We start from the raw sequence: 25,569 nt of genomic DNA, 5'->3' as shown, positions 1-25,569 counted from the left end.
TCCCGTTGAACAAAATTTAGCTAAATGTTACTTATTTGTTTAACTTTCGTGAAATGCAGATTAATCGCCAATTCCATGCATAAATTGCAAGTGGGGCCGTCATGAATACCCGTCAGCTGAAACACTTTATCGCTTTGCTGGACAATCCCTCATTGAGTGCCGCTGCGGAAGAAGTGCATCTGAGCCAGCCAGCCTTTTCACGCAGCATTCGCGCACTGGAAGAACAGTTAAATGTGCCCTTGTTTACGCGCAGCGATCGTCGCCTGCGGCCAACGCCGTATGCGCTTGCATGGGAAGCCACTGCCCGCCGGATAGTGATGAATGAGAATGAAGGAAAACGTCACTTACAGATGATGCAATCAGGGAAATCAGGACGGGTCGCATTGGGTATGGGCTCTTCACTCATGGATGAACTCATTTGCCCTTTACTGGATAAACTGCTGCGCGATTTGCCGGAAGTGCAGATTAACTTCAGCGTGGATACCTCCGCACCGCTGCTGAATTTGCTACGCACCCGACAAATTGACTTCTTTGTCGGTGATGCAAGTATTGCGCGCTATCAACAAGATTTAGTGGTTGAAAGCCTGTTTACCTGCGGTTTTGCATGGTATGCCAGCAGTCAACATCCTCTGGCGAAAACAACAGATATTGATATCGCAATGATCAAAGCATGGCCGATGGTGATTGCTGCCGGTTATTTTGATCCTGCGGTTGTGGAGCATATGGAAAGTCTTTATGACTTACACTCTGGCCTGTACCAACATTTCCGCGTAATGAGTAACGACTTTCAGCTCGTTCGCCATCTCCTGGATTCCAGTGACGCCATCCTCGCAGCGACTGATATTTCTATGATACGTGCTGTTGAAACGGGTAATGTTGTGAAGCTTCATGTGTCTCCACCACTGGCACTGACATTAACCCTGGGGATTTTGCGATTGGCCGATTGTGAACTTCCCCCCGTCTGCGAACGCGTGATGGATTCAATACGCCACTGTTTTAAACATACCGAAATACGCAGAGCACAATTGCCAAACCAATAAAGTCTGGTCACTCACTCCAGGATGGGCATCCAGAAAGCAAGGTGCCGCCGGACGCGGTATTCTTATTTTTGCCCGGCTTTACGATAAATGTCTTGTCGATTGATTTGCCAGACAAAATCTTTCCGGTTCAGAGGGGCATACCCCAGCTTCTGATATAGCCAGGGCGCGCTGTCAGTGACCAGCATTATCCGTCGCAGACGTGACATCAGCGGATGGGCGTGACAGCATTCAATCAGCCAACGGCCGAGACCACTCTTCTGATAATCATTTAGCACGTAGACGTCACACAAATAACCAAAAGTGGCATAGTCTGTGACCAGCCGGGCGAATCCGATTTGTCTTGTTCCATCCAGAAGAGCAAAACAAAGGCTGTTCTGGACGGATATCCTGACCGTTTCAGCATCAATGCCAGGCGCCCAGGACGATTGAGAGAGGTAATCGTGAATGGCTTCCAGTTGAAAAAAGGCGGGATCGGTTGTGACAGTAAATTTGTCTTTAATAAAACTCAGAGGCTGATTATCCATTGAACAACTCCTTATGAACTTACTTGTGATGAGACAAGCCCTACTGGCATACCGTGAAATACTCAGGATGCTTTCTCATCGGTCATTAAATTGACTTTTTTGGTCATCGGTCATTATCATGGGATAAAATGGTCACTACAGGATTATCACGTGTTAACAGTTTCCCCGTCAATTGCCCCTGAAATTTATCGTATTGCTCCAGGTTTCCGGGCACTTAGTATCTACGTAAAAGCTGCGCCAGTGCTGAATCCCGACACTGGAGAAACGGCACTGCGAAAAGCCTGTGAAGCAGTTCTGGCCGGTAAACCGGAATGGGCGGAATCTCATCTCGCCGCATGGGCTGACGTTTTTCAAAAGTTTGGTGCTAAACCGAAACGCACCCCTTGCTCAGCTGATGCGTTACGTAAGCGGGTATTACGTGACGGAACGATGCCAGCGCTCGATCCCATCGTTGATCTTTATAATGCCGTCAGCCTCCGCTATGCCGTACCAGTTGGTGGAGAGAATATCTCTGCCTATCAGGGTTCACCACGTCTGGCTGTGGCAAAAGGAACAGAGCCTTTTGATACTGTCAAAGAGGGTGAAACGGCCATTGAATATCCTTCACAAGGCGAGGTTATCTGGTGTGATGATATCGGCGTGACTTGCCGTCGCTGGAACTGGCGACAGGGGATCAGAACCCGCTTGGGCGTGGAAGCTCAGCAAATGTGGTTCATTCTGGAGAGTCTCCCACAGATGCCGCTGGAGACGCTTCACGAAGCCGGGAAGATGCTGACTGACGGCCTTGAAAAAATGATGCCCGGTCTGTGGTTTGACGTTGCTCTCATCGAAGAACAACACCAGTAATATCCTTCAGGAGAAACATTTATGTTTACCGGCTTGTCGGCGTTTCCATTAACCCCAGTCAACGTCAGCGGCGTGGATGAAAAGGGCTTTAGCCATATTCTTTCCCGCCTTACAGAAGCTCGCGTTGATTCTATGGGCATCCTGGGGTCAACCGGAAGCTACGCCTATCTGACCCGGGAGCAGCGCAAGCGCGTAGCAACTCTGGCAAAACAGCATGCCGGGGATATCCCAATGATGGTGTGCGTGGGGGCGACCAGTACCGATGCCATTCTGCATCTGGCAGATGATGCACAGGCAGCTGGCGCGAATGCCCTGTTACTCCCGGCGGTCAGCTACCAGTCACTCCGTAACGAAGAGGTCTTCTCACTATTCGAGACCGTTACCCGGCACGTGTCTGTACCGGTGTGTATCTATGATAATCCGGGCACTACCCATTTTACCTTTACGGATGAACTCCACGGTCGTCTCTCATCACTTGAGGGGGTTCGCTCGGTCAAGATCCCTGGTGTACCGGATAGTCCGGCTGCAGCGACTGAGCGGGTGAATGCGTTACGTCAACATCTGCGCCCTGGCGTAACAATCGGTATCAGTGGCGATGCTTATGCGGGGCTGGGATTAAACGCTGGCTGTGAAGTCTGGTATTCCGTGTGTGGCGGTCTGTTCCCTGAGATGGCGAAACAAATCACTGAAGCAGCGGCGGCAAACGATAATGAACGCGTTACTGCCCTGACAACCCGCCTTGAGCCGTTGTGGTCGCTGTTCCGTAAACATGGCGGAAGTATTCGCGTTATTGCCGCTGCCGCTGGTGTGCTTGGGCTTACCGCCACGGATTGCCTGCCTCGTCCTCTGCAACCGTTGTCAGCAGGCGATATCGCGGATATTGCCCATGTGATAAGCCTGCTTGAGCTGAAGTAATCTAACCCAAAAGCGTGGCCGGAACCGTTGGGATTAACCAACAAGTACAGCCCCCCCACCATCAGATAATTTATAGGGCTTATCTTTTGGCTTAGAAGTATCAACCTGCCGGGCGGTCAGTTTCATTTGGGGGTATCTCCTTCATTGAACAAGAACCCCCCCAAATGTACCCCCGAACTGGTATAGAATTCATTAGACGAGAAAAAACGTTGAGACACCTTAAAGTGCCTGTTAATGCTGATTTATTGGGGTTTTGCAGACTTAAATAGATGTCAGGAGAACTTAAGATGGCGCGCCCTGCAGGATTCGAACCTGCGACCCACGGCTTAGAAGGCCGTTGCTCTATCCAACTGAGCTAAGGGCGCCTTAAAGGCATTTAAGCAGGCTTCCTGTAATAAAAAACAAGGCGCTGCGAAACGCGTGGAATTATACGGTGAGTGCTTTGTGAGTCAATGGCTTTTCCGCCGTCTGCCTGCCTTTTAAGCATAAACCGCTATTGGTGACTGACAGCACGCCGCGCTTCTGACAAAATATCAACATCCCCTCTCCTTTTAGACTACAGATGGAATCCTCTCTCTGATGGCAGCAAAGATTATTGACGGTAAAACGATTGCGCAGCAGGTACGGCTTGAGGTTGCGCAAAAAGTAAAAGCGCGCCTGGATGCCGGAAAACGTGCGCCAGGGCTTGCGGTAGTGTTGGTTGGCCAGAACCCCGCCTCGCAAATTTATGTCGGCAGCAAGCGCAAAGCGTGTGAAGAAGTTGGATTCCTTTCTCGCTCATTCGATCTGCCAGAAACCACCACCGAAGCAGAGCTGCTGGCGCTTATCGATAAATTAAATGCCGACAAGACTATCGACGGTATTCTGGTCCAGTTGCCGCTGCCTGCGGGCATCGACAACGTGAAAGTGCTTGAGCGTATCGCGCCTGATAAAGACGTCGACGGGTTCCATCCTTACAACGTGGGCCGTTTGTGCCAGCGTGCGCCACGTCTGCGCCCTTGTACCCCACGCGGCATTGTGACGCTACTTGAGCGCTATAATATCGATCTTTATGGGCTTAACGCGGTTGTCATTGGCGCATCCAATATTGTCGGCCGCCCGATGAGCATGGAACTGCTGCTCTCCGGCTGCACCACCACCGTGACTCACCGCTTCACCAAAAACCTGCGCCAGCACGTTGAAAACGCCGATCTGCTGATCGTGGCAGTAGGTAAACCTGGCTTTATACCAGGCGAGTGGATCAAAGAAGGCGCGATTGTCATTGATGTCGGCATCAACCGGCTCGAAAATGGCAAAGTTGTCGGCGATGTTGTTTTTGAAGAAGCCGCCGCGCGAGCGTCTTATATCACGCCGGTGCCTGGCGGCGTGGGGCCGATGACTGTGGCTACGCTTATTCAGAATACGCTTCAGGCATGCGAAGAGTATCACGACGTGGAGGGCGTGTAACATGGCGACATTTTCTCTTGGTAAACACCCGCACGTTGAGCTGTGTGATTTGCTGAAGCTGGAAGGCTGGAGCGAAAGCGGCGCACAGGCCAAAATCGCCATCGGCGAAGGATTGGTGAAAGTAGACGGCGCTGTTGAAACCCGTAAGCGCTGTAAAATCGTTGCGGGTCAGACGGTGAGCTTTGATGGCAATAGCGTAACTGTTACTGTGTAATCAACGAAGGGCCGCAATCGCGGCCCTTTTTACACCCGGACATATCAGGCTTTTTTCTTCGGCGGGTTGTGGGTCACGTCGATTATTTTGATGTCGTAGATCATCGTGGAGTTTGGCGGAATCTCCGGCAAGCTGCCTTTTTCGCCATAAGCCAGTTCAGGCGGCACAACGATGCGAAGCTCACCGCGGTTGTTGACCTGTGAAATCGCGGATTTGAACAATGGCGGAAACTGGCTCAACGGCAGCGCCAGCACTGTTCCCTTTTTAGTCATATCGCTGATGACTTTTCCGTTGGTGAGGCTTTCGCGCATCGTGACGGCAACCGTGTCGCTGCTGGCGATTTTCCCGACGCCCTTATCAGCGATGAGGTAGTAATAGCCCAGCGAGGCGCGCTTTACGCCAGCTTTCTTACTGAACTGAGTCAGGTATTCGTTGCCTTGCGACATCGCTTCGGTCGCTAAACTTTTTTCTTTCGCCTGTGAACTTTGATCCAACTCTTTCAGGACGCTGACCAGATCTTCTTTAGACAGCTTAAGCTGATTGTTGAGTTCATCGGTCATGCCGTTCAGAACCTGCTGTTTAGCGATACGGTAACCATCCCCCTCTTTGTTCTTCATCATACCGATGATTTCCTGCGCCCAGAATGCACCCAGCGCATAGTCGCGGATTTCATTTTTAGTCTGCGGTTTGCCAGTTTTTGCGACCTCAGGCTGCGCTTTTTGCAGGTCTGCCAGCTGTTTTGCCTGCGCCTCCAGTTGCTTGCTGGCTTCCTGCCACTTCGCTGTAAGCGCCTCGCTCTGTTTCTGGTTATCTGCCAGCTTCTGCTGCGCCTCCTGTAATGACTTATCTTTGACGCTTTGCGCAAGAGCGGAATCTACAAGCTGTTTTTCCAGGGCTTTGATTTTACTCTGGCTTTCAGTCAGCACTTTTTGCGTTTCCGTCGCTGCTTTTTTGCTAAGCGCCTGTTCACTGGTTAGCCCGGCGATCTGTTTCTGGTCGTCTGCCGCCTGTTTCTGGCTCTCCTGCAACGCTTTCTGCATCTGCTGGACTTTTTGATCCTGCGCGTCTGAAAGTGTCGCGATCTGCGCTTTAGCTTCCTGTGACTGTTTCTGGCTCAGAGCCAGCTGCTGCTGAAGATCCGCCAGCGCCTTCGCTTTCGCCGCCTGGTCGCTGACAAGCCCGGCGATCTGTTTCTGGTCGTCCGCCATGTGTTTCTGGCTCTCCTGCAACGCTTTTTGCATCTGCTGGACTTTTTGATCCTGCGCGCCTGAAAGCGTCACGATCTGCGCTTTCGCTTCCTGGAACTGTTTCTGGCTCAGAGCCAGCTGCTGCTGAAGATCCGCCAGCACCTTCGCTTTCGCCGCCTGGCCGCTGGTTAGCCCGGCGATCTGTTTCTGGTCTTCCGCCGCCCGTTTCTGGCTCTCCTGTAGCGCTATCTGTAACTGGCTGATTTGCTGAGTGTTATCACCTTTTGCGACACTCAGCATGGCCAGCTGATCTTTCAAGCCCTGCGCCACTTTCTCGCTTAGCATCAACTGTTGCTGGGTCTGCGCCAGTTGCGCGGCTTGCGCCGACTGGTTTTTTTTCATTTCGGCAAGCTGAGTTTTCCAGGCTTCTGCCTGTTTTAGCGCTTCCTGATCTACTCCGCTCACTGCTCGGTTATTTGCGGCGTTAAGCTGAGCCTGCAACTGTTCGATCTGATTACGGTTTTCTGCGGCGGCTTTCAGTAACGCCGCTTTCTCCTGCGTCCAGGCTGCATCAGCTTGCGGCGCTTTTTGCGAAGGAGGATTTACGGGATGGGATACGTTTTTGCGATAAGGTTTTTTAGCTTTGCCGGACGGCGTCACCACGGGTGCCGGTAAATCAACGGGCTTCGCCAGTAATAACGCGGGAACGCCGCTCGACTGTGCCGTGATGCTGTCCAGGGATTTAAGCGTACTGGACTCATCGCTGGGTTGCGCCGCGATAGCGCTGGCCGCTAACGGAAGTATAAAAAAAAAAGCGGTGCTAATTTAAATCTGTTCATTTAACGCTTTCTCCCCGGCTCACTAAAGATTCATGAATGGCCTGCTCAATATCGTTGCAAATTTTCTGGGTCTTATATTTGTATAACGTGTCCATGGTGTCTTTCGTTTGAGCATTAACATCTTCACGTACGGTTGAATATAAAGAGGCGCTTTTCAGAAGGTTATCGAAAATGGCTTTATGCGCAGCATATTTGGCAGGGTTTATTTTTGATAATGCCGCCAGTTCATGCTGGCAAACCGTGGCGGTCCCGGATGAAGGTGTGTCTGTATTAATTGCGGGATCCGTTAATGATGCTTCGGCTGGCGCAATTTGCGCTGATGGCAGCGGCGTGGAGTTGCTTTGCTGCTGCGGCGCAGGAGTAACGTTCGATACCGTTTCGGGCTCATGACTCTGACAACCGCTCAGCCATAACAAAACCGTGACAGATAAAGCTGGCATTATTGTTCTGTTGTATTTATTGGATTGATTAATATAAGCCACAATATAACCTCATGATAATTTACGTGCAGAGTACAACTGCCAGGTTTTCTTTAAATGAAAATAAATAGTGTTGACTTCACACCGTGATGGCCGCTCATTATCCAATAAAAACCACTCACAAAACAATCCCAGCTTTTTTAGCTGCCACTATGATTTATTTAAGGAGAATATTGATATTTATTGATATATGCCCACCAATTATAATTAACAGGAGCTAATCTTATTTATTCGTTTTTATCGTCAATATAATCTATGAATACTGCGTATATTTACGCACCTTTAATGAACCGTCAAACGCGGGATAGCTGAACCGCGCGCGCTCACAGCCGTTCGTTACAGGCATTTTCTGACCCACTTCAAAGAATAAGAATTTCTTGTGACCAGAGGTTAACTTTCTGTTGCGAGTCTGGTTCAACCTGCATCATCATGAGTAGAACGTTCTACTAAAACGTTCTACTTACATAAAACAGGGCATAAGCCTGGTCTACTTGGGGGAATCAGCATGAGTCTGATGTCAGGGTTGGTTAAGTCGCTTTCAAAGCTATCCATGATAGGCCGCGCATTAATGCTGCCTATATCGCTGTTGCCTGCGGCGGGTTTACTGCTGGCGTTTGGTGATAAGTTCCATTTGCCGTTAATGATGAATGCCGGAGGAGTCATCTTCGACAATCTCCCCATGCTGTTTGCTATTGGTTCTGCGGTAGGATTAGCGTCAGAATCCGGGATCGCGGCGCTGTCCGCGGCGGTATCGGTGTTCATCACGAATATTACTATCGGTACTGTACTGGGCATTACGCCAGAAATGGCGGCCAGCGGCGGTAAATACGCCATGGTCGTGGGTATCCCCACGTTGCAGATGGGTGTTTTTGGCGGTCTGATTTGCGGCATCCTGGCCGCGTGGTGCTATAACCGTTTCCATACCATGCAATTGCCGGAGTTTTTAGGTTTCTTCTCGGGTAAACGTTTTGTCGCCATCGCTACGGCGTTTTTATCGTTTATCCTCGGCCTCGCCCTGCCCTACGTCTGGCAGCATATCCAGGCGGGAATTGATGCGCTGTCATTAGTGGTTAACGGCGATAATCAGGCGGCGTCCACCTTTATCTTTGGCCTGGTCGAGCGTGCGCTAATCCCACTCGGCTTACACCATATCTGGTATCCGTCGTTCTGGTATTCCTTTGGCGATTACACTACCGCCACCGGCCAGGTGATCCACGGCGATCAGACAATCTGGTTCAAAATGCTGGAAGAAGGCGTGAAAAGCTTCAGCAGCGATACCTACCATAACGCAGGCAAGTTTATGCAGGGCGAATTCCCGCTGATGTTATTCGCGCTACCCGCCGCCTGTCTGGCCATGTATCACGAAGCCAATACCAAAAACAAAAAGATCGCCTCCGGCATCCTGTTCTCTGCGGCCCTGACCTGCTTTTTAACCGGCATTACCGAGCCGGTTGAGTTCACCTTTATATTTGTGGCACCGATCCTGTATGTATTTAATGCAGTGATGGCCGGGTTATCCTATATGTGCATGTATTTGCTGCATGCGCATATCGCCAAATCGTTCTCGGCTGGGCTCATCGATTACATTTCATTCGGGATTTTGCCGTCGTTTAACGGCTATCAAACCAATTTCCTGAATGCTGTCATCGTCGGCGTGCCGATGGGTCTGATCTATTACTTCACTTTCCGCTACGTGATCCGTCGCTTCGATGTGAAAACGCCGGGCCGTGCGGAAATTGCAGTGAATGCCGATGACAAAACCGACACCGAACTGGCGACCGATATCATTAACCTGCTGGGCGGCCCGGAAAATATCGACAGCGTGGGTTCATGCATTACCCGCCTGCGTCTGGAAGTGGATAAAGCTTCGCTGGTCGATCGCGATGGTTTAAACAGCGTGGGCGCTCGCGGTGTGGTCTTTGTGGGAGACAGCGGCGTACAGGTGATATTTGGTGCGCGGGCGCAATTTATCGCTCAAACCATTTCCACTATGATTGGTAAGTGATCGCGATTTTCTGCTGCGCCTCCTGTATGTTACGGGAGGCGTTGTTATTCCGCAGAAAAAAGGACTTATCAGGAGAGCGATGAAAAAGGTCAGCATTATTGATGTGGCAAAGCGGGCAGAAGTTTCAGTTTCTACCGTCTCATTGGTGTTACGCCAGAAAGGGAAAATATCTCAGGCTACCATCGAAAAGGTGCAGGCCGCCATCGACGATCTGGGCTATGTCCATAACGTGGCCGCCGCGAATCTCCGCGCCAATACCTCTAATCTCATCGGCCTTATTCTTCATGACTTTAACGATCCCTTCGCTGTTCGCGTGACGTCGAGCATTGTCCACGAACTGGAACAGCAAGGCTTTATGGTGGTGCTGGCTCAGCCGCAGGGCAATATTGAACGTCTCGAACAGTGCCTGTTGGCGTTTACCCGTCAGGGCGTTGCAGGCGTGATTTATTTAGACGCGGAATCCAAAACCGACAGTGTACCCGCAGCGATTAGCGAAAGCCCTTTGCCGATGGTGGTGGTCTCACAATCGCCCCTCAATTGCGAGCGGGATCTGGTGATGCGCGACAATCGCCAGGCCGGAAGCCTTGCCACGCGTTATCTGATTGAGCGTGGCCATCGTAGCATTGCTTATATTGGCGGCGATGCGCGCTGTTTAATTCGTCACGAACGGCTTTCCGGCTACCGGTCCGCGCTCACGCAATATGGGTTATTGCCCCGTGAAGACTTTACCCCTGCCTGCCGGGAGGATACTCAGGCCGCCAGCGCCGTGGTACGAGAGCTGCTGGAAAGCAATAACAAAATCACTGCCCTGCTTTGCCATTCGCCCAACGCCATAATCGGCTGTATAGACGCCATCAACCAGGTAGGGCGCACCGTGGGTAAAGATGTGTTTCTTACCCAGCAGGTGTCGCTGATCGGCTTTGAAGATTTGATGATTAATTTAACTACGCCGTCGTTCACCTATGTCTCTTCTGCCAGTGAAGAAACTGGGCGGCAAGCGGCGCAGTTATTGCTTCGCAAGCTAAAAACCGCCGATTTACCGGTCCAGCGGATTACGCTGTCCGGCCAGCTGGTTGTCCGCGGTTCCGCCTGATGCATTACGCCTGCGGTGGCTGCCCGTTCGATGCCGTCAGGCCACCGTCGACTGGCAGATTTACGCCAGTAATGTAGCGGGCATCATCGCTGGCGATAAACGCGATAGCATCGGCGATATCTTCCGGCTCTCCGGCGCGTTTAAGCGGAATGCGCTCATAGAATTTTTGCAGCAGCGGCTCATTCTGCTTCATATCCTCAGTCAGTTCGGTAAAGGTAAAGCCAGGGCAAATGGCGTTAACCCGCACGCCGTCGGCACCATAATCCATCGCCAGCGCGCGGGTAAAGTTGGTGATAGCGCCTTTAGCGGCGTTATATACGCTCATCCCCCAGTCTCCACCCAGGCCGGAAACAGAAGAGATATTCACGACATTGCCTTTGGTCTTCAGTAACTCCGGCATGAAATAGTGGGTGCAGTAGAACACGCCGTTCAGGTCGGTACCCATCACGGTTTCCCAGTCATTCAACGTAATTTTATCAATGCGGCCCTGCACGATCACGCCCGCGTTATTCACCAGCACATCCACGCGGCCATACTCATCCACCACGCGCTGTGCCAGATTTTCAACTTCATCGGCTTTCGATACATCGCATGGCACTACCAGATGCTTACCCTGCGGTAATTTAGCCGCCACTTTTTCCAGTTTTTCCGGCGTACGGCCCACCAGCACAACGCTGGCTCCCTCACTGGAGAAGCGCGTCGCCGCCCCTTCGCCAATCCCGGACCCTGCGCCAGTGATCACCACCACTTTCTGCTGAAAACGTGCCATGTAACCTCCTGTTTATGTTGCAATGCTGCGTTAAGTGACTGATTTAAGACTGGCAGTCTGTGGGCACATCGCAAGTCGATAACCGGGATTCGTTTCTAAGACACTGTTTTTAGGACAAATAAAAAAGTTTAAAAATGTGATCAAACGCCAAGTCCGCGCGTCATCCTGGCACCCTTCCCCCTCTGGTTTCAGATAACCTCCTGCTCCCGATGGACCTGCGCTGAGCTATAGTTTGCCGCAACCTTTTACCGTGGAAGTTGTTATGCCAACCATTGTTACCCACGCCGCCGTTCCGCTCTGCCTTGGGCTCGGCCTGGGCAGTAAAATCATTCCGCCCCGTCTGCTATTAACGGGCATTGCGCTCGCCATGTTGCCTGATGCGGATGTGCTTTCGTTCCGCCTCGGCGTGGAATACGGCAATGTTTTTGGTCATCGCGGATTTACTCACTCGCTGCTGTTCGCATTTGTGGTGCCGCTGCTGTGTGTGCTGATTGCCCGACGATGGTTTCAAACCGGGCTGGTGCGCTGCTGGTTGTTTTTAACGGTATCGCTGCTGTCGCACAGCCTGCTGGATTCAGTCACCACCGGAGGGAAAGGCGTGGGCTGGCTGTGGCCCTGGTCGGATGAACGTTTTTTCGCGCCATGGCAGGTGATTAAAGTCGCCCCCTTCGCCCTGCGAAAATACCTGACTCCCGAAGGGCATCAGGTCATCCTTTCTGAACTGCTGTGGGTATGGCTGCCGGGCGTGCTGATGGCTTTGGTGCTCTGGCGCTTGCGCCGCCGCTAAATCACGGGCAAAAAAAAGCGGCTTTCGCCGCTTTATTATTCGTATTAGTGGATTACTTCCTGCGCCAGGTGGTGCCCTGCGGCCCATCTTCCAGCACGATGCCCATCTCGTTCAACCGGTCGCGGGCTGCATCCGCCGCCGCCCAGTCTTTGGCTTTACGGGCATCCAGACGCTGCTGGATCAGCGCTTCAATTTCCGCCACTTCGCCGTCATCCGCCTGAGCGCCGCTTTGCAGGAATTGCTCCGGGTCCTGCTCCAGCAGGCCCAGCACGCCAGAAAGCTTACGCAGATGCGCCGCCATCTGGTTGGCTGCCGCCGCGTCCACGGACTTCAGGCGGTTAACTTCACGCGCCATATCAAACAGCACCGAATAGGCTTCCGGCGTGTTGAAATCGTCATCCATCGCTTCGACAAAACGGGCCTCAAAGGCTTCGCCGCCTGCCGCCTGGGCGTTAATGTCGGTGCCGCGCAGCGCGGTGTACAAACGCTCCAGCGCGGAACGCGCCTGCTTGAGGTTTTCTTCACTGTAGTTCAACTGGCTGCGATAGTGACCCGACATCAGGAAGTAGCGAATGGTTTCCGGATCGTAGAATTTCAACACGTCGCGCACGGTAAAGAAGTTGCCCAGCGATTTAGACATCTTTTCGCGGTCAACCATCACCATGCCGGAGTGCATCCAGTAGTTCACGTATTCGCCATCATGGGCGCAGGTAGACTGGGCGATTTCATTTTCATGATGCGGGAACATCAGATCCGAACCGCCACCGTGAATATCAAAGTGGCTGCCCAGCTGTTTGCAGTTCATGGCGGAACATTCGATATGCCAGCCCGGACGCCCTTCGCCCCACGGAGACGGCCAGCTCGGCTCGCCCGGCTTGGACATTTTCCACAGCACGAAATCCATTGGGTTGCGTTTCACATCTGCCACTTCAACCCGCGCGCCTGCCTGCAACTGGTCCAGATCCTGGCGTGACAGTAGGCCGTAATCGTCATCGGTTTCTACTGCGAACATCACATCGCCGTTGGACGCCACATAGGCGTGTTCCCGGGCAATCAGTCGTTCAACAATTTCGATGATTTCATGAATATGCTGGGTGGCGCGCGGCTCGTTATCCGGGCGCAGAATATTCAGCGCGTCGAAATCCTTATGCATTTCAACAATCATGCGGTCCACCAGCGCGGTAAAGTTCTCGCCGTTCTCATTGGCGCGCTTGATGATCTTGTCATCAATATCGGTGATGTTCCGTACGTACTTTAACTTGTAGCCTAAGAAACGCAGATAACGCGCTACCACGTCAAACGCCACAAAGGTCCGCCCATGGCCAATATGACAGAGGTCGTAAACCGTGATACCACACACGTACATCCCGACTTCCCCGGCATGTATTGGTTTAAATTCCTCTTTCTGGCGGCTAAGGGTATTGAAGATTTTTAACATCAGGCGATTCCGTGTCAGTGTGTGGTTACAGGTAAAAAAGTATATTAACCCAAAATTCAAACCGGAAGGAGCACACTTTGCAAGGTGATCGTTCCCGGTGAGTTATGCTATAACAACCTCCTCGGTGTGGCCTGAACAGCAGGTTACAGCACCCATTAAACAGAACAGGATGCAAGCATGGTTACTTTTCATACCAATCACGGCGATATCGTAATCAAAACTTTTGATGATAAAGCCCCGGCAACGGTTAAAAACTTCCTGGACTATTGCCGCGAAGGTTTCTACGACAACACCATTTTCCACCGCGTAATCAATGGCTTTATGGTACAGGGCGGCGGTTTCGAACCGGGCATGCGCCAGAAACCGACCAAAGATCCTATTCAGAACGAAGCTAACAACGGCCTGAAAAACACCCGTGGCACCCTCGCCATGGCGCGTACCCAGGCACCGCACTCCGCAACCGCACAGTTCTTTATCAACGTGGTGGATAACGACTTCCTGAACTTCAGCGGTGAAAGCCTGCAGGGTTGGGGTTATTGCGTGTTTGCTGAAGTGTCTGAAGGCATGGATGTGGTCGATAAAATCAAAGCGGTCGCCACTGGCCGCAGCGGCATGCATCAGGACGTTCCAAAAGAAGACGTCATCATCGAGCGCGTGACCGTCAGCGAGTAATCTGTGGCGACGCTGTTTATCGCAGATCTCCATTTAAGTACCGAAGAACCGGCGATTACCGCCGGTTTTCTGCGTTTGTTGGCGGGCGAAGCGCGCGCAGCGGACGCATTGTACATTCTTGGCGACCTGTTTGAAGCCTGGATCGGCGATGACGATCCCAATCCGCTGCACGCAAAAATCGCCAGCGCGATAAAAGCACTGGTAGATAGTGGTGTTCCCTGCTATTTCATCCATGGCAATCGTGATTTTCTGGTCGGCAAGCGTTTTGCGCGCCAGAGCGGTATGATCCTGCTGCCTGAAGAGCAAGTGCTCACCCTGTACGGCAAACGTATTCTGATTATGCACGGTGACACGTTGTGTACCGACGATATCGGCTATCTGCGGTTTCGCGCCAAAGTGCATCAACCCTGGCTGCAAACGCTGTTTCTCGCTCTGCCGTTGTTTATTCGCCAGCGTATCGCCGCTAAAATGCGCGCCGGCAGCAAAGCGTCCAATCAAACCAAATCCGAGGCGATCATGGACGTCAATCCGCAGGCCGTAATCGATGTGATGACCCGCCACCACGTTCATCATCTGATCCACGGGCATACGCATCGTCCGGCGATCCATGAACTCGACATTGAGCACCATCCTGCCCGCCGCTATGTACTCGGCGCATGGCATCATGAAGGTTCGATGATAAAAGTCAGTCACACCGATATCGAGTTACTGTTTTTCCCGTATTGACGGGTATATAACCTTGCAGCCTTTATGCACAATAAACAGCGATAAAAAGTAATACGCCAGCAGATGGTTTTTTCAGAGGTTGTCTACCATGCTATTAATACCCGCTTACTCAGGCGGGTTTACCGTTGATAGCATTTCAATTCTGCAAGGAATTCATTTATGAAAAAGACGACTGCTATTCTGCTGGGCTCCGCCGTTCTGTTTGCTTCCAACGCTTTTGCCGCTGAAATAATGGAAAAAAATGACTTCCATAAAGTCGAATCTCAGTATGAGAAAATTGGCAGTATCTCGACCTCCGGAGAGCTCTCCGCTTCTGATGCTAAGAAAGAACTTCTTGATAAAGCAGAGGAAAAAGGGGCAGACGTGGTGGTAATTACCTCTGCCAATACCGACAATAAGATCCATGGCACGGCGAATATATATAAGAAAAAATAATCTATTCTGCAAACCACTCCGGTTAACCGGAGTGGTATTCCGTCTGAGATAAGACTCATCCATGTAATTCAATATCCCATTTCCCTGTCCCGCTATTTATTCGCAGGCGATGTAATTAACACCCTTAAAGAATCGGCATGCTCCTGCCAGAGAGAAATCCCTCTTAACGGGACCAACCATTTCTGCCCTTTTCTTTTGCCCGATATAACGCTTCATCGGCTTTCGCCAGCATATTTTGTGCATTCTGACCTGCGCGATATGCAGCAATCCCCGTACTGACGGTCACAAACTTACTGACGCTGGAATCTTCATGGGGAATGGCCGCCTGTAATAAAGCCTGCTGAATACGTCGCGCCACATCCTCACAGGCGTTATCTGTCGCATCAAACAGCACAATAGCGAATTCCTCGCCGCCATAGCGAGCAACCATATCGTCCGGAGAACGTACCGCGTTTTTCAGCGCCTGCGCCACGCGCGCAAGACATTCATCTCCCGCCTGGTGTCCGTAACGATCGTTGTAGCGTTTGAAATAATCGACATCCAGCATCATCAACGAAAAGGCCGCGTTTTGTCCGGATGCCTGGTTGAGAAGGATTTCCAGCGCACGACGATTCGCGGTTCCTGTCAAAACGTCCTGATGTGCTAATGCGTCCAGGCGAGCAATAAGTATTTTATTCTGTTGATTACGTCGCCATGCTTCATCAAACCAGCGTCGCAGAACAAAGTAGCCACAGACCAGTATTAAAGTGAATATCGCCCAGACAGCGAAAAAATTAATACTGAAACCCTGATTACGGAAATAGCTTGCCAGCGGCAGAGTGATCCACAGCGGAAGTAAATACGCCAGTAACCCGCGTGGATAAAAGTACAGAGCCGACAGTGCGGTCAGCATTAAAATGGTAATTAGCGGCCATGAAAAAGGTAAACGCCAGTGGACAATAAAGTAAAAGCAACTGACGGACCAGATAAGGCTGAGCAGAATTAATAGGCCACTTAGCCAACGGAATTTTCGCCATGCTGCAACAATCAAACTTAAAGAAAGCAGACAAATACCCAGCATGGAAATATCCATCATCCTTGCCAGCTGCGGCGCAACGGAATACTGCGCATCTATCTGGTTAAACAATATATTGCGGAAATAGACCATGACTGCGAAGCAGAGATTGACCAGTGCCATCCATGGGATGCTGGTCACCAGCCCCCGATACACCATATCCTCCCGGCGGGCCCAGGCTATTTCTTGCGTAGCGACAAGCCGCTGCTCATTATTAACCGGTTTCATTGCGATGCAGATCCCTTCAGGCAAAAAAACGGGCGAATAATTTCGCCCGTTCGCGAACGCTTTACGGCGTTACAATATTGAACCAGAACTCGAAATTATCCATATATCCCAGCAGCTCATTTAGCTTTTCGGCATTGCCGGTAATTTTCACGTCGCCCTTATCGGTGGCTTCTTTCAGCGTCTCTTCTTTCAGCACAATGCGGTTTAACGCATCGCGGGAAAGCGAAATCGTTGCGTCCGCATTTGCGTCTTCCATATTGGCGGAATGGTTAAGTACGCCATTTTCCAGTTCAACCTTATATTTACCGCCATCGCTACCGAAATCGAAATTAAGCACGGCTTTGGCGTCCGCCGCTTTCTCACCATTAATGTGTACGGCCAGATAATCGAAGAACATTTCCGGCGTCATGGCGCGTACCGTATCCGGACTGGCGGTGTTGGGCGTTGGCAGTTTTTGCACGCCGTTACGCAGTTCCTGTGCGCCGGTCAGGTAGAAGTTACGCCACGGTCCTGATTCGGCCTGATATCCCAGCTGTTCCAGCGCATCGGCTTCCAGGTTACGGGCAGCCTGGTTATTCGGATCGGCAAACACCACTTTACTGACCACCTGAGCCACCCAACGGTAGTTGCCCTGGTCGAAATCCTGCTGCGCCTTTTGCAGAACGGCATCTGCGCCGCCCATGTATTCAACGTATTTTTTCGCGCCCTCTTCCGGCGGCAGTTCATCCAGGGTTGCCGGGTTGCCGTCAAACCAGCCGAGATAGAGCACGTAGGTGGCTTTGACGTCGTGGCTCACCGACCCGTAGTAACCCCGGTTAGCCCAGGTATTGGCCAGCGAAGGGGGAAGCTTGAAATTAGCGGCGATTTCATCACGCGTCAGGCCCTGGTTAGCCATGCGCAGCGTCTGGTCGTTGATGTAACGATACAAATCGCGCTGGCTCTTCAGCAGCTTAACCACATTATCGTTGCCCCAGGTCGGCCAGTGGTGCTGAGCGAGAATGATTTCCGCTTTGTCGCCCCACAGATTCAGCGCCTCGTTAATGTATTTCGACCAGGGAAGAGGCTGGCGGATTTTCGCCCCGCGCAGGGAATAGGTGTTGTGCAGCGTATGGGTGACGTCCTCGGCGGTTTCGATCAGTTTTTTCTCTTCGATATACCACAGCATTTCTGATGGGGCTTCGGAGCCCGGAGCCATCAGGAAGTCGTACGTTAGCCCATCAATCACCTCTTTCTGGCCGGTTTCCGTAATGTAATTGGTTGGGGCAATCAGCGTCACCGTACCGGCGGAAGTGGTAGTGCCCAGCCCGGCACCGACCTGGCCTTTCACATCAGGCTTGAGCAGGTTGCCGTACATATAGCTGGCGCGGCGGCTCATGACGTTGCCCGCCATGATATTCTCCGAGACCGCCTCTTCCATAAAGCCCGCCGGGGCGTAGATTTTCACTTTTCCGGCTTTGACGTCCGCTTCGTCGATTACGCCACGCACACCGCCGTAATGGTCAACGTGGCTGTGGGTGTAGATCACCGCCACCACCGGTTTGGTGCCGCGATTTTTATAATACAGATCCATCCCCACTTTGGCGGTTTCCGCTGATACCAGCGGGTCGACCACGGTGATCCCCTCTTTCCCCTCGATAATGGTCATGTTCGACAGATCAAGGTTACGGATCTGATAAACCCCTTCGGTTACTTCAAACAGCCCGCTGATATTAATCAGCTGCGCCTGTCGCCAGAGGCTGGGGTTGACGGAATCCGGCGCTTTATCCCCTTCTTTAATAAAGGAATACTGCGTCGGATCCCAGATGACGTTACCCTGCTCACCTTTGATCACTTCCTGGGGAATGGGCGCAATAAACCCTTTATGGGCGTCGGTAAAATCCTGGGTATCAGAGAAAGGGAGTTGATTAAACAGCGCGTTATTTGCCTGTTGCGTGGCGGCGGCTGCCTCTTTTGGGGCTTCCTGGGCCAGGCCGGGGAGTGAATAAGAAGCCAGAAAACCAGCCAGTGCGAGACCTACAGCTATCCGATTGAATTTCATTCTTAACCTCTCAGTGGAAACAAACGTTGCTGAAAACAGCGCGGCCCTGGCTGATGGCGTAAAGGAATGTCATTTGAATTTCAGATATAGAAGGACAGTACGCTGCGTTGGCGTGTTTCAAGCGTAGACAAAAAACACGATATATTGAAATTGTGCGGGCGCGTCACGGCTAAAAACCCCATACCCGCGCCGACGCAACCGTTTTCCTTGCGGTTTTTCCATGTTATTCTTTGAGCCCTTCTGAACGACAAGCACCTTGTTTTCGCACTCACAGGAGTTTTAAGACGCATGTCTTTAAGCCAAAATCCGGCGCGTATCGCCATTGTGATGGGGTCTAAAAGCGACTGGGCCACCATGCAGCATGCCGCTGAAATTCTTGATGCCCTTGATGTTCCTCACCATGTTGAAGTGGTTTCCGCTCACCGCACGCCTGATAAGCTTTTCAGCTTTGCTGAATCCGCGCAGCACAACGGTTATCAGGTGATTATTGCTGGCGCAGGCGGTGCGGCGCATCTGCCGGGCATGATCGCCGCGAAAACCCTGGTGCCGGTTTTAGGCGTGCCGGTGCAAAGCGCGGCCCTGAGCGGCGTGGACAGCCTCTACTCTATCGTGCAAATGCCGCGCGGCATTCCGGTAGGGACGCTGGCGATTGGCAAAGCGGGTGCTGCAAACGCCGCACTGCTGGCGGCGCAGATCCTCGCCCAGCATGACGATGCGCTGCTGGCGCGTCTGGCGGCATGGCGCAAAGCGCAAACCGACGAGGTGCTGGATAATCCGGACCCACGGGGTGCGGCATGAAACAAGTGTGCGTGTTGGGTAACGGTCAGCTAGGCCGTATGCTACGCCAGGCCGGCGAGCCGCTGGGCATTGCGGTCTGGCCGGTGGGACTGGACGCCGAGCCGGAGGCCGTGCCGTTTCAGCAAAGCGTGATCACCGCAGAAATCGAGCGCTGGCCGGAAACCGCGTTAACCCGCGAACTGGCGCGTCACCCGGCATTCGTTAACCGCGATGTGTTCCCCATAATTGCCGACCGCCTGACCCAAAAGCAGCTGTTCGACAAACTCGATTTGCCCACCGCGCCGTGGCAGCTGTTATCCAGCGAAAGCGAATGGCCTGCAGTTTTTGAGACGCTCGGCGAGCTGGCGATCGTCAAACGCCGCACCGGCGGCTATGACGGACGCGGCCAGTGGCGTTTGCGCGCCGATGACACCGCGCAGTTGCCGCAGGCGTGCTACGGCGAATGCATCGTCGAGCAGGGTATCAACTTTTCCGGTGAAGTGTCGCTGGTCGGCGCACGTAGCCACAACGGCGAGACGGTATTTTATCCGCTGACCCACAACCTGCACCAGGACGGTATCCTGCGTACCAGCGTGGCGTTCCCGCACAGCAATATCGACCAGCAGCAGCAGGCTGAAAACATGCTCGGCGCGATCATGCACGAGCTGGGCTACGTCGGCGTGATGGCGATGGAGTGTTTTATTACCCCCGGCGGATTGCTGATTAACGAACTGGCCCCGCGCGTACACAACAGCGGCCACTGGACGCAGAACGGCGCGTCCATCAGCCAGTTCGAACTGCACCTACGGGCGATCCTCAATCTGCCGATGCCGCAGCCGGCGATCGCCAGCACCTCGGTGATGGTGAACCTGATCGGCAGCGATCTGAATGAGGCCTGGCTGCAACTGCCGCTGGTGCATCTGCACTGGTATGACAAAGAAGTACGGCCAGGGCGCAAGGTTGGGCATCTGAATTTATCGGATACCGACACCGGCAGGCTGGACGCCTCGCTGGAAGCGCTGGTCCCGCTGCTGCCGCCGGAATACGCCAGCGGCATCGCCTGGGCGCAGGTAAAATTACGTTAAACTCTGCTGTATAATCCGAATCAGGGCGTCGCAAGACGCCCTGCCTTTTTCTGCCGCATGTAGCGCTTACTCACCTTGCGATCCCAGGGGTACAATGCCCAGGTTTTCGCACTGAAAAGGCCCTGCCATGAAGTATGTTGTAACTAACACTCCTGATACCCGCGACTGGCGGATGCTGCTGGCTAACGATATTCCGATTATCGACGTCCGCGCACCGGTGGAGTTTAGCCAGGGCGCTGTGCCCGGCGCTATCAACCTGCCGCTGATGAATGACGCTGAACGTGCGGCGGTAGGTACCTGTTATAAGCAGCAGGGCCAGAAGGCAGCGCTGGCGTTAGGCCATCAATTAGTGGCTGGTGATACGCGCACTGCGCGGATTGAAGCCTGGCGGGAAGCCTGTTTGCGCTATCCGAACGGCTATCTATGCTGCGCGCGCGGCGGGCTGCGCAGCAAAATCACCCAGCAGTGGCTACGCGAAGCGGGTGTGGAATATCCTCGGGTGGAAGGCGGCTATAAGCAGCTACGCCAGGCGGCGATTGAGGCAATAGACAGTCTTTCGACATTGCCGATGATGCTGGTCGGCGGCTTTACCGGCAGCGGCAAAACCGGGCTGGTCAAGGCGCAACCGCTGGGCGTCGACCTGGAAGGCCTGGCGCATCATCGCGGATCGTCGTTTGGCCGCACCCTCGCGCCGCAGCTTTCCCAGGCCAGTTTTGAGAACGCGCTGGCCGCGACGCTGTTACGTAACCAGTTAACCTGGCAACATCATCGCCACGCTTTCTGGCTGCTGGAAGATGAAGGACAGATGATTGGCGCTAACCATTTGCCGCAGCGGCTGCGTGAGCAGATGAACCTTGCGCCAGTCGCCGTGGTGGAGGAGCCGATGGATCACCGTCTGGCGCGCTTGCGCAGCGAATACTTTATCGATATGCAGCAGGCCTATTGCGCCGCGTATGGCGAAGAACAGGGCTGGCGGGCCTATGCCGACTATCTGCATCACGGCCTGTACGCCATCCGCCGTCGGCTTGGGCTGGAGCGTTATGCCCTGTTCGCAGAGCGCCAGCGTCTTGCGCTGGAAGAACAACAGCGCAGCGGCGACACTGACGGCCATTTCGCGTGGCTGCTGCCGTTGTTGGAGAGTTATTACGATCCGATGTACCGCTATCAGCTGGAGAAAAAAGCCGCGAAAATTTGCTTTCGCGGCGATTATCACAGCGTGGCGGCCTGGCTTGACGACAGGCGCGGCGGCGTTACTGCGCGGTAAACTGGCGGAACAGCGCTTTACCCTTCAGCAGGCGCACGCCCAGCCAGCCGCCGCAGGCGGACAGCAGCAGCGCGCCGCACACCGGTAGCACTACCCACAGCCGCCAGTCGGGTTCCCAGGGGAAGTCAAATACCCGGGTTTGCAGGAAGCCCAGCGCGGTTTCCGCGCCGATAGCCGCCACTAACCCGGACACCAGCCCCAGCATAGCGAACTCGCACCACAGCGTAGTGCGCAGCAGGCGCTTTTCCGCCCCCAGGGTTCGATACACCACCAGTTCCTGATGGCGCTGGCGCATCCCCACCTGCACCTGTGCCAGCAGCAGCAGGATGCCACAGGCGGTCACCAGTACTACCATCACCTCCAGCGCCCGGCTAACCTGCTGGAGCACCTGCCCGACCTGACGCAAAATCGCGCCGATATCCAGCAGGCTCACCGTCGGGAATTCGCGGTTAAGCTGAGCGATCATCCCGGTATCGCCGTTGGCGCGGAAGCTGGTCAGCCAGCTCTGCGGCTGACCGTCCAGCGCGCCGGGCGGGAAGATAAAGAAGAAGTTCGGGCGCAGGCTTTCCCAGTCCACGTGGCGCAGGCTGGTGACTTTGGCGCTGAAGTCCTGGGTATCGCCGGTAAAGGTCAGCGTATCGCCGAGCCTGACGTTGAGCCGCTTCGCCAGCTCCTCTTCCATTGAGACTTCGCCCGCTTTCGGCGGCCAGCTTCCGGCAACGATCGGATTATGAGAAGGACGATGGTCCTGCCAGGTAAGATTGAGCTCGCGGTTGAGGGACTCATCCTGGCTGCTGACCGTCGGCTCGCCTTTAATCTGGGTTAACCGCGCCCGCACGATTGGGTAGAACGACTCGGGGATTATCTGGTGCTCCGCCAGAAATCCCTTCACTTCACTTACCTGTTCCGGCGCGATGTTGATCAGGAAGTAGTTCGGGCTTTCCGGCGGCAGCTGTTGCTGCCAGCGATCCAGCAGATCGCCGCGCAGCACCAGCAGCAGGGCCAGCAGCATAAACGACAGCGAAAACGCCGCCAGTTGGCTGAGCGTCGCCCAGGGCTGGCGCAGCAGGCGATTCACCGCCAGGCGAACCGGCAACTGGCGCAGCGTCAGGCGTTTTAAAACTTGCAACAATGCCCAACCAACCAGCGCGCAGAGCGCCGCCATCACCACCGTACCCGCCAGCACCGCCCAAAGCAGCATTTTGCCGCCCATCAGCCAGGCCAGCAGCGCCACAACCACTATCACAATGGCGGGCAAATAGTATTTCAGCGGCCAGACGTTGGCCACCACATCGCGGCGCAACACGCGCAGCGGCTGGGTCGCCAGCAGCAGCCGGTAAGGCCGCAGACCGACCAGCATTGAGATCACCACCATCGCGCCCACCGCCCAGAGCCACGGCCACAGGCTGGCGGCTGGCAGCTCCGCAGGCAGTACCGGTTTCAGCAGGTGCATCAGCACTTTTTCAAACGCCAGCCCTACCACGCCGCCCGTTATCGCGCTGAGCGCCAGCACCATCAGCCACTGGCCGATAATCAGCTTACGCAACTGCGCCCGCCCTGCCCCGAGGGTTTTGAGGATCGCCACCAGATCGTAGCGGCTACGGCAATAGTCGCCCATCGCCACCGCCACCGCGCCCACCGCCAGCAGCAGCGTCAGTAAAGCCGAGAGCAGTAAAAACTGCTGGGAGCGCTGTAGCGATTTGCCCAGCGCGCCGTCGTCCTGCTCCATGCCGGTCCAGCGATGCTCCGGCTTAAGCTTCGGCAACAGCCAGGACTCGTACTGGGCAATCTGGGCTGGCTGACCGGCGAATTTATAGCGCCAGGTGATGCGGCTGCCCGGCTGAACCGCGCCGGTTTTTTCCACGTCCGCCAGGTTCATCATCAGGCGCGGTGCCATCTGGAACGGATTAAACCCGCTGTCAGGCTCCTGAACCACCGTACCGGCGATGGTAAATGTGGCGTCGCCAACGTCGAGGGTATCGCCCGGTTTTAAATTCAGCAGCGCCATCAGGCGCGGGGCCAGCAGCACGCTGCCTGGTTCAGGTTTTAAGCCCGGCGGATCGGTTTGCAGATCGCCATACATCGGGTACAGGCCGTCCACCGCTTTGACGTCCGCCAGCTGCGGCGTATCGCCCGCAAAGGTCATGGTGGCGAAGCTGAGCTGGCGGCTGACCCGCAGCCCGTCTTTTTCAGCTTCGGCAAGCCAGGCGGGATCGACCGCGCGGGCGCTGCGCAGCGCGCGGTCCCCCGCCATAAACTCCCGGCTTTGCTGGCTCAGGCCTTTTTCCATCCGGTCGCTGATATTGCCGAGCGCCAGCACGCAGGCCACCGCCAGGCTCAGCGCCAGCCAGACAATCAGCAGCGACGGCGAGCGCCATTCGCGCCAGAACCAACGCGCAATCATGCTTCCTCCACCAGTTGGCCTTCACACAGCCGCAACCGCCGGTCACAGCGCGCCGCCAGCTGTTCATCGTGAGTCACCAGAATTAGAGTGGTGGCGTAATCGCGATTCAGGGAAAACAGCAAATCGGCAATGCGATCGCCGGTGTGCCTGTCGAGGTTGCCGGTGGGTTCATCGGCGAACAGCACCGTCGGGCGGCCGTTAAAGGCGCGTGCCAGCGCCACGCGCTGCTGCTCGCCGCCGGAAAGCTGGACCGGAAGATGGTCGAGACGTTTGCCGAGGCCAAGCTGTTCGAGCAGCGCTTTGGCCTGCTCGCGCCCGGTTTTGTCATTTTCGCCGCGCAGCAGCGCCGGAAGCTCGACGTTTTCCAGCGCGTTGAGCGTGGGGATTAACATAAACGACTGGAACACAAATCCTACCTGGCTGGCGCGCAGCCGGGCGCGCGCCTCTTCGTCCATACTGTGCAGCGGCTGGCCCAGCAGGTGTACTTCGCCGCTGCTGCCATCGTCAAGCCCTGCCAGGATTGCCAGCAGCGTGGATTTACCGGAACCCGACTCGCCAATCAGCGCGATGGTCTGGGCCGGTTTGACAACCAGCTCAACTCCGGTAAGGATGGAAAGCTGGTGTTCCCCCTGACCGACGGACTTCTTAAGATGATGAACTTCAATAATGTTTTCCGCTGGCATTGGCCTTTCCTGTTACTGGCTTTAATGACATTTCGCGCCGCCGCAGCGGACACGTTATTAATTTTGGGCGATAGCCTGAGCGCCGGCTACCGGATGTCGGCCAACGCCGCCTGGCCCGCGCTGCTGAATGACAAGTGGCAGTCGCGCGACGTTAACGTCGTCAACGCCAGCATCAGCGGCGACACCGCCGCGCAGGGCCTGTCACGGTTGCCGACGCTGCTGAAACAGCACCAGCCACGCTGGGTACTGGTGGAGCTGGGCGGCAACGACGGTTTGCGCGGCTTCCAGCCGAACGCCATCGCGTCTACCCTGCGCCAGATTATTACTCAGGTGAAGTCGGCAGATGCCGAACCGCTGATTATGCAGATTCGCCTGCCCGCCAATTATGGACGCCGCTACAATGAAGCGTTCAGCGCCATCTACCCTGACCTTGCCAAAGAGTTTGATATCCCGCTCCTGCCATTTTTTATGGAGGAGGTGTATCTCAAACCGCAATGGATGCAGGACGACGGTATTCACCCCAATCGTGACGCACAGCCGTTTATCGCGGACTGGATGGAAACGCGACTGGCTCCTTTAGTTAAACACGACTCATAACCCATCGGGGGCATGAGCGGGTAA

24 protein-coding genes, 1 tRNA gene and 1 pseudogene are annotated in these 25,569 nt (G+C 54.2%); 15 read left to right on the top strand and 11 right to left on the bottom strand.

The window, feature by feature from the left end; genetic code table 11:
• Nucleotides 1-101: 101 nt before the first annotated feature.
• Nucleotides 102-1,040: a LysR family transcriptional regulator gene (locus FND52_RS19680; protein WP_144132798.1), complete on the top strand. Its 939-nt coding sequence runs from the start codon at nucleotides 102-104 to the stop codon at nucleotides 1,038-1,040.
• Nucleotides 1,041-1,102: 62 nt separating this feature from the next.
• Here FND52_RS19680 and FND52_RS19675 read toward each other — a convergent pair whose 3' ends face one another.
• Entirely contained in the window at nucleotides 1,103-1,564 is a 462-nt protein-coding gene (locus FND52_RS19675; RefSeq protein WP_144132796.1) for a GNAT family N-acetyltransferase, read from the bottom strand.
• 150 nt (nucleotides 1,565-1,714) lie between these two features.
• Between FND52_RS19675 and FND52_RS19670 the strand changes: the two genes are divergently transcribed.
• Together FND52_RS19670 and FND52_RS19665 are read left to right on the top strand one after the other, a co-directional pair.
• Entirely contained in the window at nucleotides 1,715-2,410 is a 696-nt protein-coding gene (locus FND52_RS19670) for a B3/B4 domain-containing protein (protein ID WP_125293899.1), read from the top strand.
• A gap of 21 nt (nucleotides 2,411-2,431) precedes the next feature.
• The gene (locus tag FND52_RS19665) at nucleotides 2,432-3,325 is read left to right on the top strand and encodes a dihydrodipicolinate synthase family protein (protein WP_144132794.1); all 894 of its coding nucleotides are present in this window, start codon (nucleotides 2,432-2,434) and stop codon (nucleotides 3,323-3,325) included.
• Nucleotides 3,326-3,345: 20 nt separating this feature from the next.
• Here FND52_RS19665 and FND52_RS19660 read toward each other — a convergent pair.
• Nucleotides 3,346-3,451: pseudogene (locus FND52_RS19660) on the bottom strand (Arm DNA-binding domain-containing protein); the annotation flags it as partial.
• Nucleotides 3,452-3,613: 162 nt separating this feature from the next.
• Nucleotides 3,614-3,690: transfer RNA gene (locus FND52_RS19655), tRNA-Arg, on the bottom strand.
• A 214-nt stretch (nucleotides 3,691-3,904) separates the two neighbouring features.
• Here FND52_RS19655 and folD point away from each other — a divergent pair.
• Nucleotides 3,905-4,771 carry a bifunctional methylenetetrahydrofolate dehydrogenase/methenyltetrahydrofolate cyclohydrolase FolD gene (folD, locus tag FND52_RS19650; protein ID WP_144132790.1) on the top strand — a complete coding sequence of 289 codons (867 nt, stop codon included), beginning with the start codon at nucleotides 3,905-3,907 and terminating at the stop codon, nucleotides 4,769-4,771.
• A gap of 1 nt (nucleotide 4,772) precedes the next feature.
• A complete protein-coding gene (ybcJ, locus tag FND52_RS19645) occupies nucleotides 4,773-4,985 on the top strand; it encodes a ribosome-associated protein YbcJ (RefSeq protein ID WP_144132789.1) in 213 nt (70 codons plus the stop codon).
• A 44-nt stretch (nucleotides 4,986-5,029) separates the two neighbouring features.
• Here ybcJ and FND52_RS19640 read toward each other — a convergent pair whose 3' ends face one another.
• Both FND52_RS19640 and FND52_RS19635 read right to left on the bottom strand, forming a co-directional pair.
• Nucleotides 5,030-6,832 (bottom strand): FKBP-type peptidyl-prolyl cis-trans isomerase, encoded by a 1,803-nt coding sequence (locus FND52_RS19640; RefSeq protein ID WP_144132787.1) that lies wholly within the window; start codon nucleotides 6,830-6,832, stop codon nucleotides 5,030-5,032.
• 175 nt (nucleotides 6,833-7,007) lie between these two features.
• Entirely contained in the window at nucleotides 7,008-7,493 is a 486-nt protein-coding gene (locus tag FND52_RS19635; protein WP_144132785.1) for a hypothetical protein, read from the bottom strand.
• A gap of 502 nt (nucleotides 7,494-7,995) precedes the next feature.
• Here FND52_RS19635 and FND52_RS19630 point away from each other — a divergent pair.
• Both FND52_RS19630 and malI read left to right on the top strand, forming a co-directional pair.
• On the top strand, nucleotides 7,996-9,495 hold the full coding sequence (locus tag FND52_RS19630; RefSeq protein WP_125293904.1) for a PTS transporter subunit EIIC: 1,500 nt from the start codon (nucleotides 7,996-7,998) through the stop codon (nucleotides 9,493-9,495).
• 79 nt (nucleotides 9,496-9,574) lie between these two features.
• Nucleotides 9,575-10,588, top strand: coding sequence for a Mal regulon transcriptional regulator MalI (gene malI, locus FND52_RS19625; RefSeq protein WP_125293905.1), 1,014 nt, complete (start codon nucleotides 9,575-9,577; stop codon nucleotides 10,586-10,588).
• 4 nt (nucleotides 10,589-10,592) lie between these two features.
• On the opposite strand, the gene budC is transcribed toward malI, so the two are convergent.
• On the bottom strand, nucleotides 10,593-11,357 hold the full coding sequence (gene budC, locus FND52_RS19620) for a meso-2,3-butanediol dehydrogenase (RefSeq protein ID WP_144132783.1): 765 nt from the start codon (nucleotides 11,355-11,357) through the stop codon (nucleotides 10,593-10,595).
• Nucleotides 11,358-11,619: 262 nt separating this feature from the next.
• On the opposite strand from budC, the gene FND52_RS19615 reads away from it, so the two are divergent.
• Nucleotides 11,620-12,144, top strand: coding sequence for a metal-dependent hydrolase (locus FND52_RS19615; RefSeq protein ID WP_144132781.1), 525 nt, complete (start codon nucleotides 11,620-11,622; stop codon nucleotides 12,142-12,144).
• Between the two features lie 52 nt (nucleotides 12,145-12,196).
• Here the strand turns inward: FND52_RS19615 and cysS are convergent, their stop codons facing one another.
• Nucleotides 12,197-13,582 (bottom strand): cysteine--tRNA ligase, encoded by a 1,386-nt coding sequence (cysS, locus tag FND52_RS19610; RefSeq protein ID WP_144132779.1) that lies wholly within the window; start codon nucleotides 13,580-13,582, stop codon nucleotides 12,197-12,199.
• Between the two features lie 177 nt (nucleotides 13,583-13,759).
• On the opposite strand from cysS, the gene ppiB reads away from it, so the two are divergent.
• From ppiB to yahO, 3 genes are all read left to right on the top strand, one after another.
• Complete coding sequence (gene ppiB / locus FND52_RS19605) at nucleotides 13,760-14,254, top strand: peptidylprolyl isomerase B (protein WP_144132777.1); 495 nt, start codon at nucleotides 13,760-13,762, stop codon at nucleotides 14,252-14,254.
• Between the two features lie 3 nt (nucleotides 14,255-14,257).
• Entirely contained in the window at nucleotides 14,258-14,980 is a 723-nt protein-coding gene (lpxH, locus tag FND52_RS19600) for a UDP-2,3-diacylglucosamine diphosphatase (protein ID WP_144132775.1), read from the top strand.
• A gap of 159 nt (nucleotides 14,981-15,139) precedes the next feature.
• A complete protein-coding gene (yahO, locus tag FND52_RS19595; RefSeq protein ID WP_125293911.1) occupies nucleotides 15,140-15,415 on the top strand; it encodes a DUF1471 family periplasmic protein YahO in 276 nt (91 codons plus the stop codon).
• Nucleotides 15,416-15,578: 163 nt separating this feature from the next.
• Here the strand turns inward: yahO and FND52_RS19590 are convergent, their stop codons facing one another.
• Together FND52_RS19590 and FND52_RS19585 are read right to left on the bottom strand one after the other, a co-directional pair.
• Entirely contained in the window at nucleotides 15,579-16,697 is a 1,119-nt protein-coding gene (locus FND52_RS19590) for a GGDEF domain-containing protein (RefSeq protein ID WP_244290592.1), read from the bottom strand.
• Nucleotides 16,698-16,758: 61 nt separating this feature from the next.
• Entirely contained in the window at nucleotides 16,759-18,735 is a 1,977-nt protein-coding gene (locus FND52_RS19585) for an alkyl/aryl-sulfatase (protein ID WP_144132773.1), read from the bottom strand.
• 288 nt (nucleotides 18,736-19,023) lie between these two features.
• Between FND52_RS19585 and purE the strand changes: the two genes are divergently transcribed.
• The 3 genes from purE to mnmH all read left to right on the top strand — a co-directional run bounded on the left by purE (nucleotide 19,024) and on the right by mnmH (nucleotide 21,861).
• Complete coding sequence (gene purE / locus FND52_RS19580; protein WP_144132771.1) at nucleotides 19,024-19,533, top strand: 5-(carboxyamino)imidazole ribonucleotide mutase; 510 nt, start codon at nucleotides 19,024-19,026, stop codon at nucleotides 19,531-19,533.
• Nucleotides 19,530-20,597: a 5-(carboxyamino)imidazole ribonucleotide synthase gene (gene purK, locus FND52_RS19575; protein ID WP_144132769.1), complete on the top strand. Its 1,068-nt coding sequence runs from the start codon at nucleotides 19,530-19,532 to the stop codon at nucleotides 20,595-20,597. The genes purE and purK overlap by 4 nt, the downstream gene beginning before the upstream one ends.
• A 127-nt stretch (nucleotides 20,598-20,724) precedes the next feature.
• Entirely contained in the window at nucleotides 20,725-21,861 is a 1,137-nt protein-coding gene (mnmH, locus tag FND52_RS19570; RefSeq protein WP_144132767.1) for a tRNA 2-selenouridine(34) synthase MnmH, read from the top strand.
• Here mnmH and ybbP read toward each other — a convergent pair.
• Together ybbP and ybbA are read right to left on the bottom strand one after the other, a co-directional pair.
• A complete protein-coding gene (gene ybbP / locus FND52_RS19565; RefSeq protein ID WP_144132765.1) occupies nucleotides 21,848-24,265 on the bottom strand; it encodes a putative ABC transporter permease subunit YbbP in 2,418 nt (805 codons plus the stop codon). The genes mnmH and ybbP overlap by 14 nt on opposite strands.
• Nucleotides 24,262-24,948, bottom strand: coding sequence for a putative ABC transporter ATP-binding protein YbbA (gene ybbA, locus FND52_RS19560; protein ID WP_144132763.1), 687 nt, complete (start codon nucleotides 24,946-24,948; stop codon nucleotides 24,262-24,264). The genes ybbP and ybbA overlap by 4 nt, the downstream gene beginning before the upstream one ends.
• Here ybbA and tesA point away from each other — a divergent pair.
• The gene (gene tesA / locus FND52_RS19555) at nucleotides 24,916-25,545 is read left to right on the top strand and encodes a multifunctional acyl-CoA thioesterase I/protease I/lysophospholipase L1 (RefSeq protein WP_125293918.1); all 630 of its coding nucleotides are present in this window, start codon (nucleotides 24,916-24,918) and stop codon (nucleotides 25,543-25,545) included. The two genes, ybbA and tesA, sit on opposite strands and share 33 nt — an antisense overlap.
• Nucleotides 25,546-25,569: the final 24 nt, after the last annotated feature.

Origin of the sequence: Atlantibacter subterraneus (assembly GCF_007570865.1) — a bacterium.
GTDB classification, from domain to species: Bacteria; Pseudomonadota; Gammaproteobacteria; order Enterobacterales; family Enterobacteriaceae; genus Atlantibacter; species Atlantibacter subterraneus.
The sequence above is the reverse complement of the archived record's forward strand: the minus strand, read 5'-3'. Positions and strand labels throughout refer to the sequence as shown.

Coding starts and splice junctions, on each gene's coding strand:
- FND52_RS19615 (WP_144132781.1), top strand. CDS start 11,620: ATGCCAACCATTGTTACCCACGCCGCCGTTCCGCTCTGCCTTGGGCTC.
- ybbP (WP_144132765.1), bottom strand. CDS start 24,265: ATGATTGCGCGTTGGTTCTGGCGCGAATGGCGCTCGCCGTCGCTGCTG.
- malI (WP_125293905.1), top strand. CDS start 9,575: ATGAAAAAGGTCAGCATTATTGATGTGGCAAAGCGGGCAGAAGTTTCA.
- ybbA (WP_144132763.1), bottom strand. CDS start 24,948: ATGCCAGCGGAAAACATTATTGAAGTTCATCATCTTAAGAAGTCCGTC.
- purE (WP_144132771.1), top strand. CDS start 19,024: ATGTCTTTAAGCCAAAATCCGGCGCGTATCGCCATTGTGATGGGGTCT.
- FND52_RS19630 (WP_125293904.1), top strand. CDS start 7,996: ATGAGTCTGATGTCAGGGTTGGTTAAGTCGCTTTCAAAGCTATCCATG.
- FND52_RS19585 (WP_144132773.1), bottom strand. CDS start 18,735: ATGAAATTCAATCGGATAGCTGTAGGTCTCGCACTGGCTGGTTTTCTG.
- FND52_RS19675 (WP_144132796.1), bottom strand. CDS start 1,564: ATGGATAATCAGCCTCTGAGTTTTATTAAAGACAAATTTACTGTCACA.
- budC (WP_144132783.1), bottom strand. CDS start 11,357: ATGGCACGTTTTCAGCAGAAAGTGGTGGTGATCACTGGCGCAGGGTCC.
- ppiB (WP_144132777.1), top strand. CDS start 13,760: ATGGTTACTTTTCATACCAATCACGGCGATATCGTAATCAAAACTTTT.
- purK (WP_144132769.1), top strand. CDS start 19,530: ATGAAACAAGTGTGCGTGTTGGGTAACGGTCAGCTAGGCCGTATGCTA.
- FND52_RS19590 (WP_244290592.1), bottom strand. CDS start 16,697: ATGAAACCGGTTAATAATGAGCAGCGGCTTGTCGCTACGCAAGAAATA.
- ybcJ (WP_144132789.1), top strand. CDS start 4,773: ATGGCGACATTTTCTCTTGGTAAACACCCGCACGTTGAGCTGTGTGAT.
- FND52_RS19680 (WP_144132798.1), top strand. CDS start 102: ATGAATACCCGTCAGCTGAAACACTTTATCGCTTTGCTGGACAATCCC.
- mnmH (WP_144132767.1), top strand. CDS start 20,725: ATGAAGTATGTTGTAACTAACACTCCTGATACCCGCGACTGGCGGATG.
- cysS (WP_144132779.1), bottom strand. CDS start 13,582: ATGTTAAAAATCTTCAATACCCTTAGCCGCCAGAAAGAGGAATTTAAA.
- FND52_RS19665 (WP_144132794.1), top strand. CDS start 2,432: ATGTTTACCGGCTTGTCGGCGTTTCCATTAACCCCAGTCAACGTCAGC.
- folD (WP_144132790.1), top strand. CDS start 3,905: ATGGCAGCAAAGATTATTGACGGTAAAACGATTGCGCAGCAGGTACGG.
- tesA (WP_125293918.1), top strand. CDS start 24,916: ATGATGAACTTCAATAATGTTTTCCGCTGGCATTGGCCTTTCCTGTTA.
- yahO (WP_125293911.1), top strand. CDS start 15,140: ATGAAAAAGACGACTGCTATTCTGCTGGGCTCCGCCGTTCTGTTTGCT.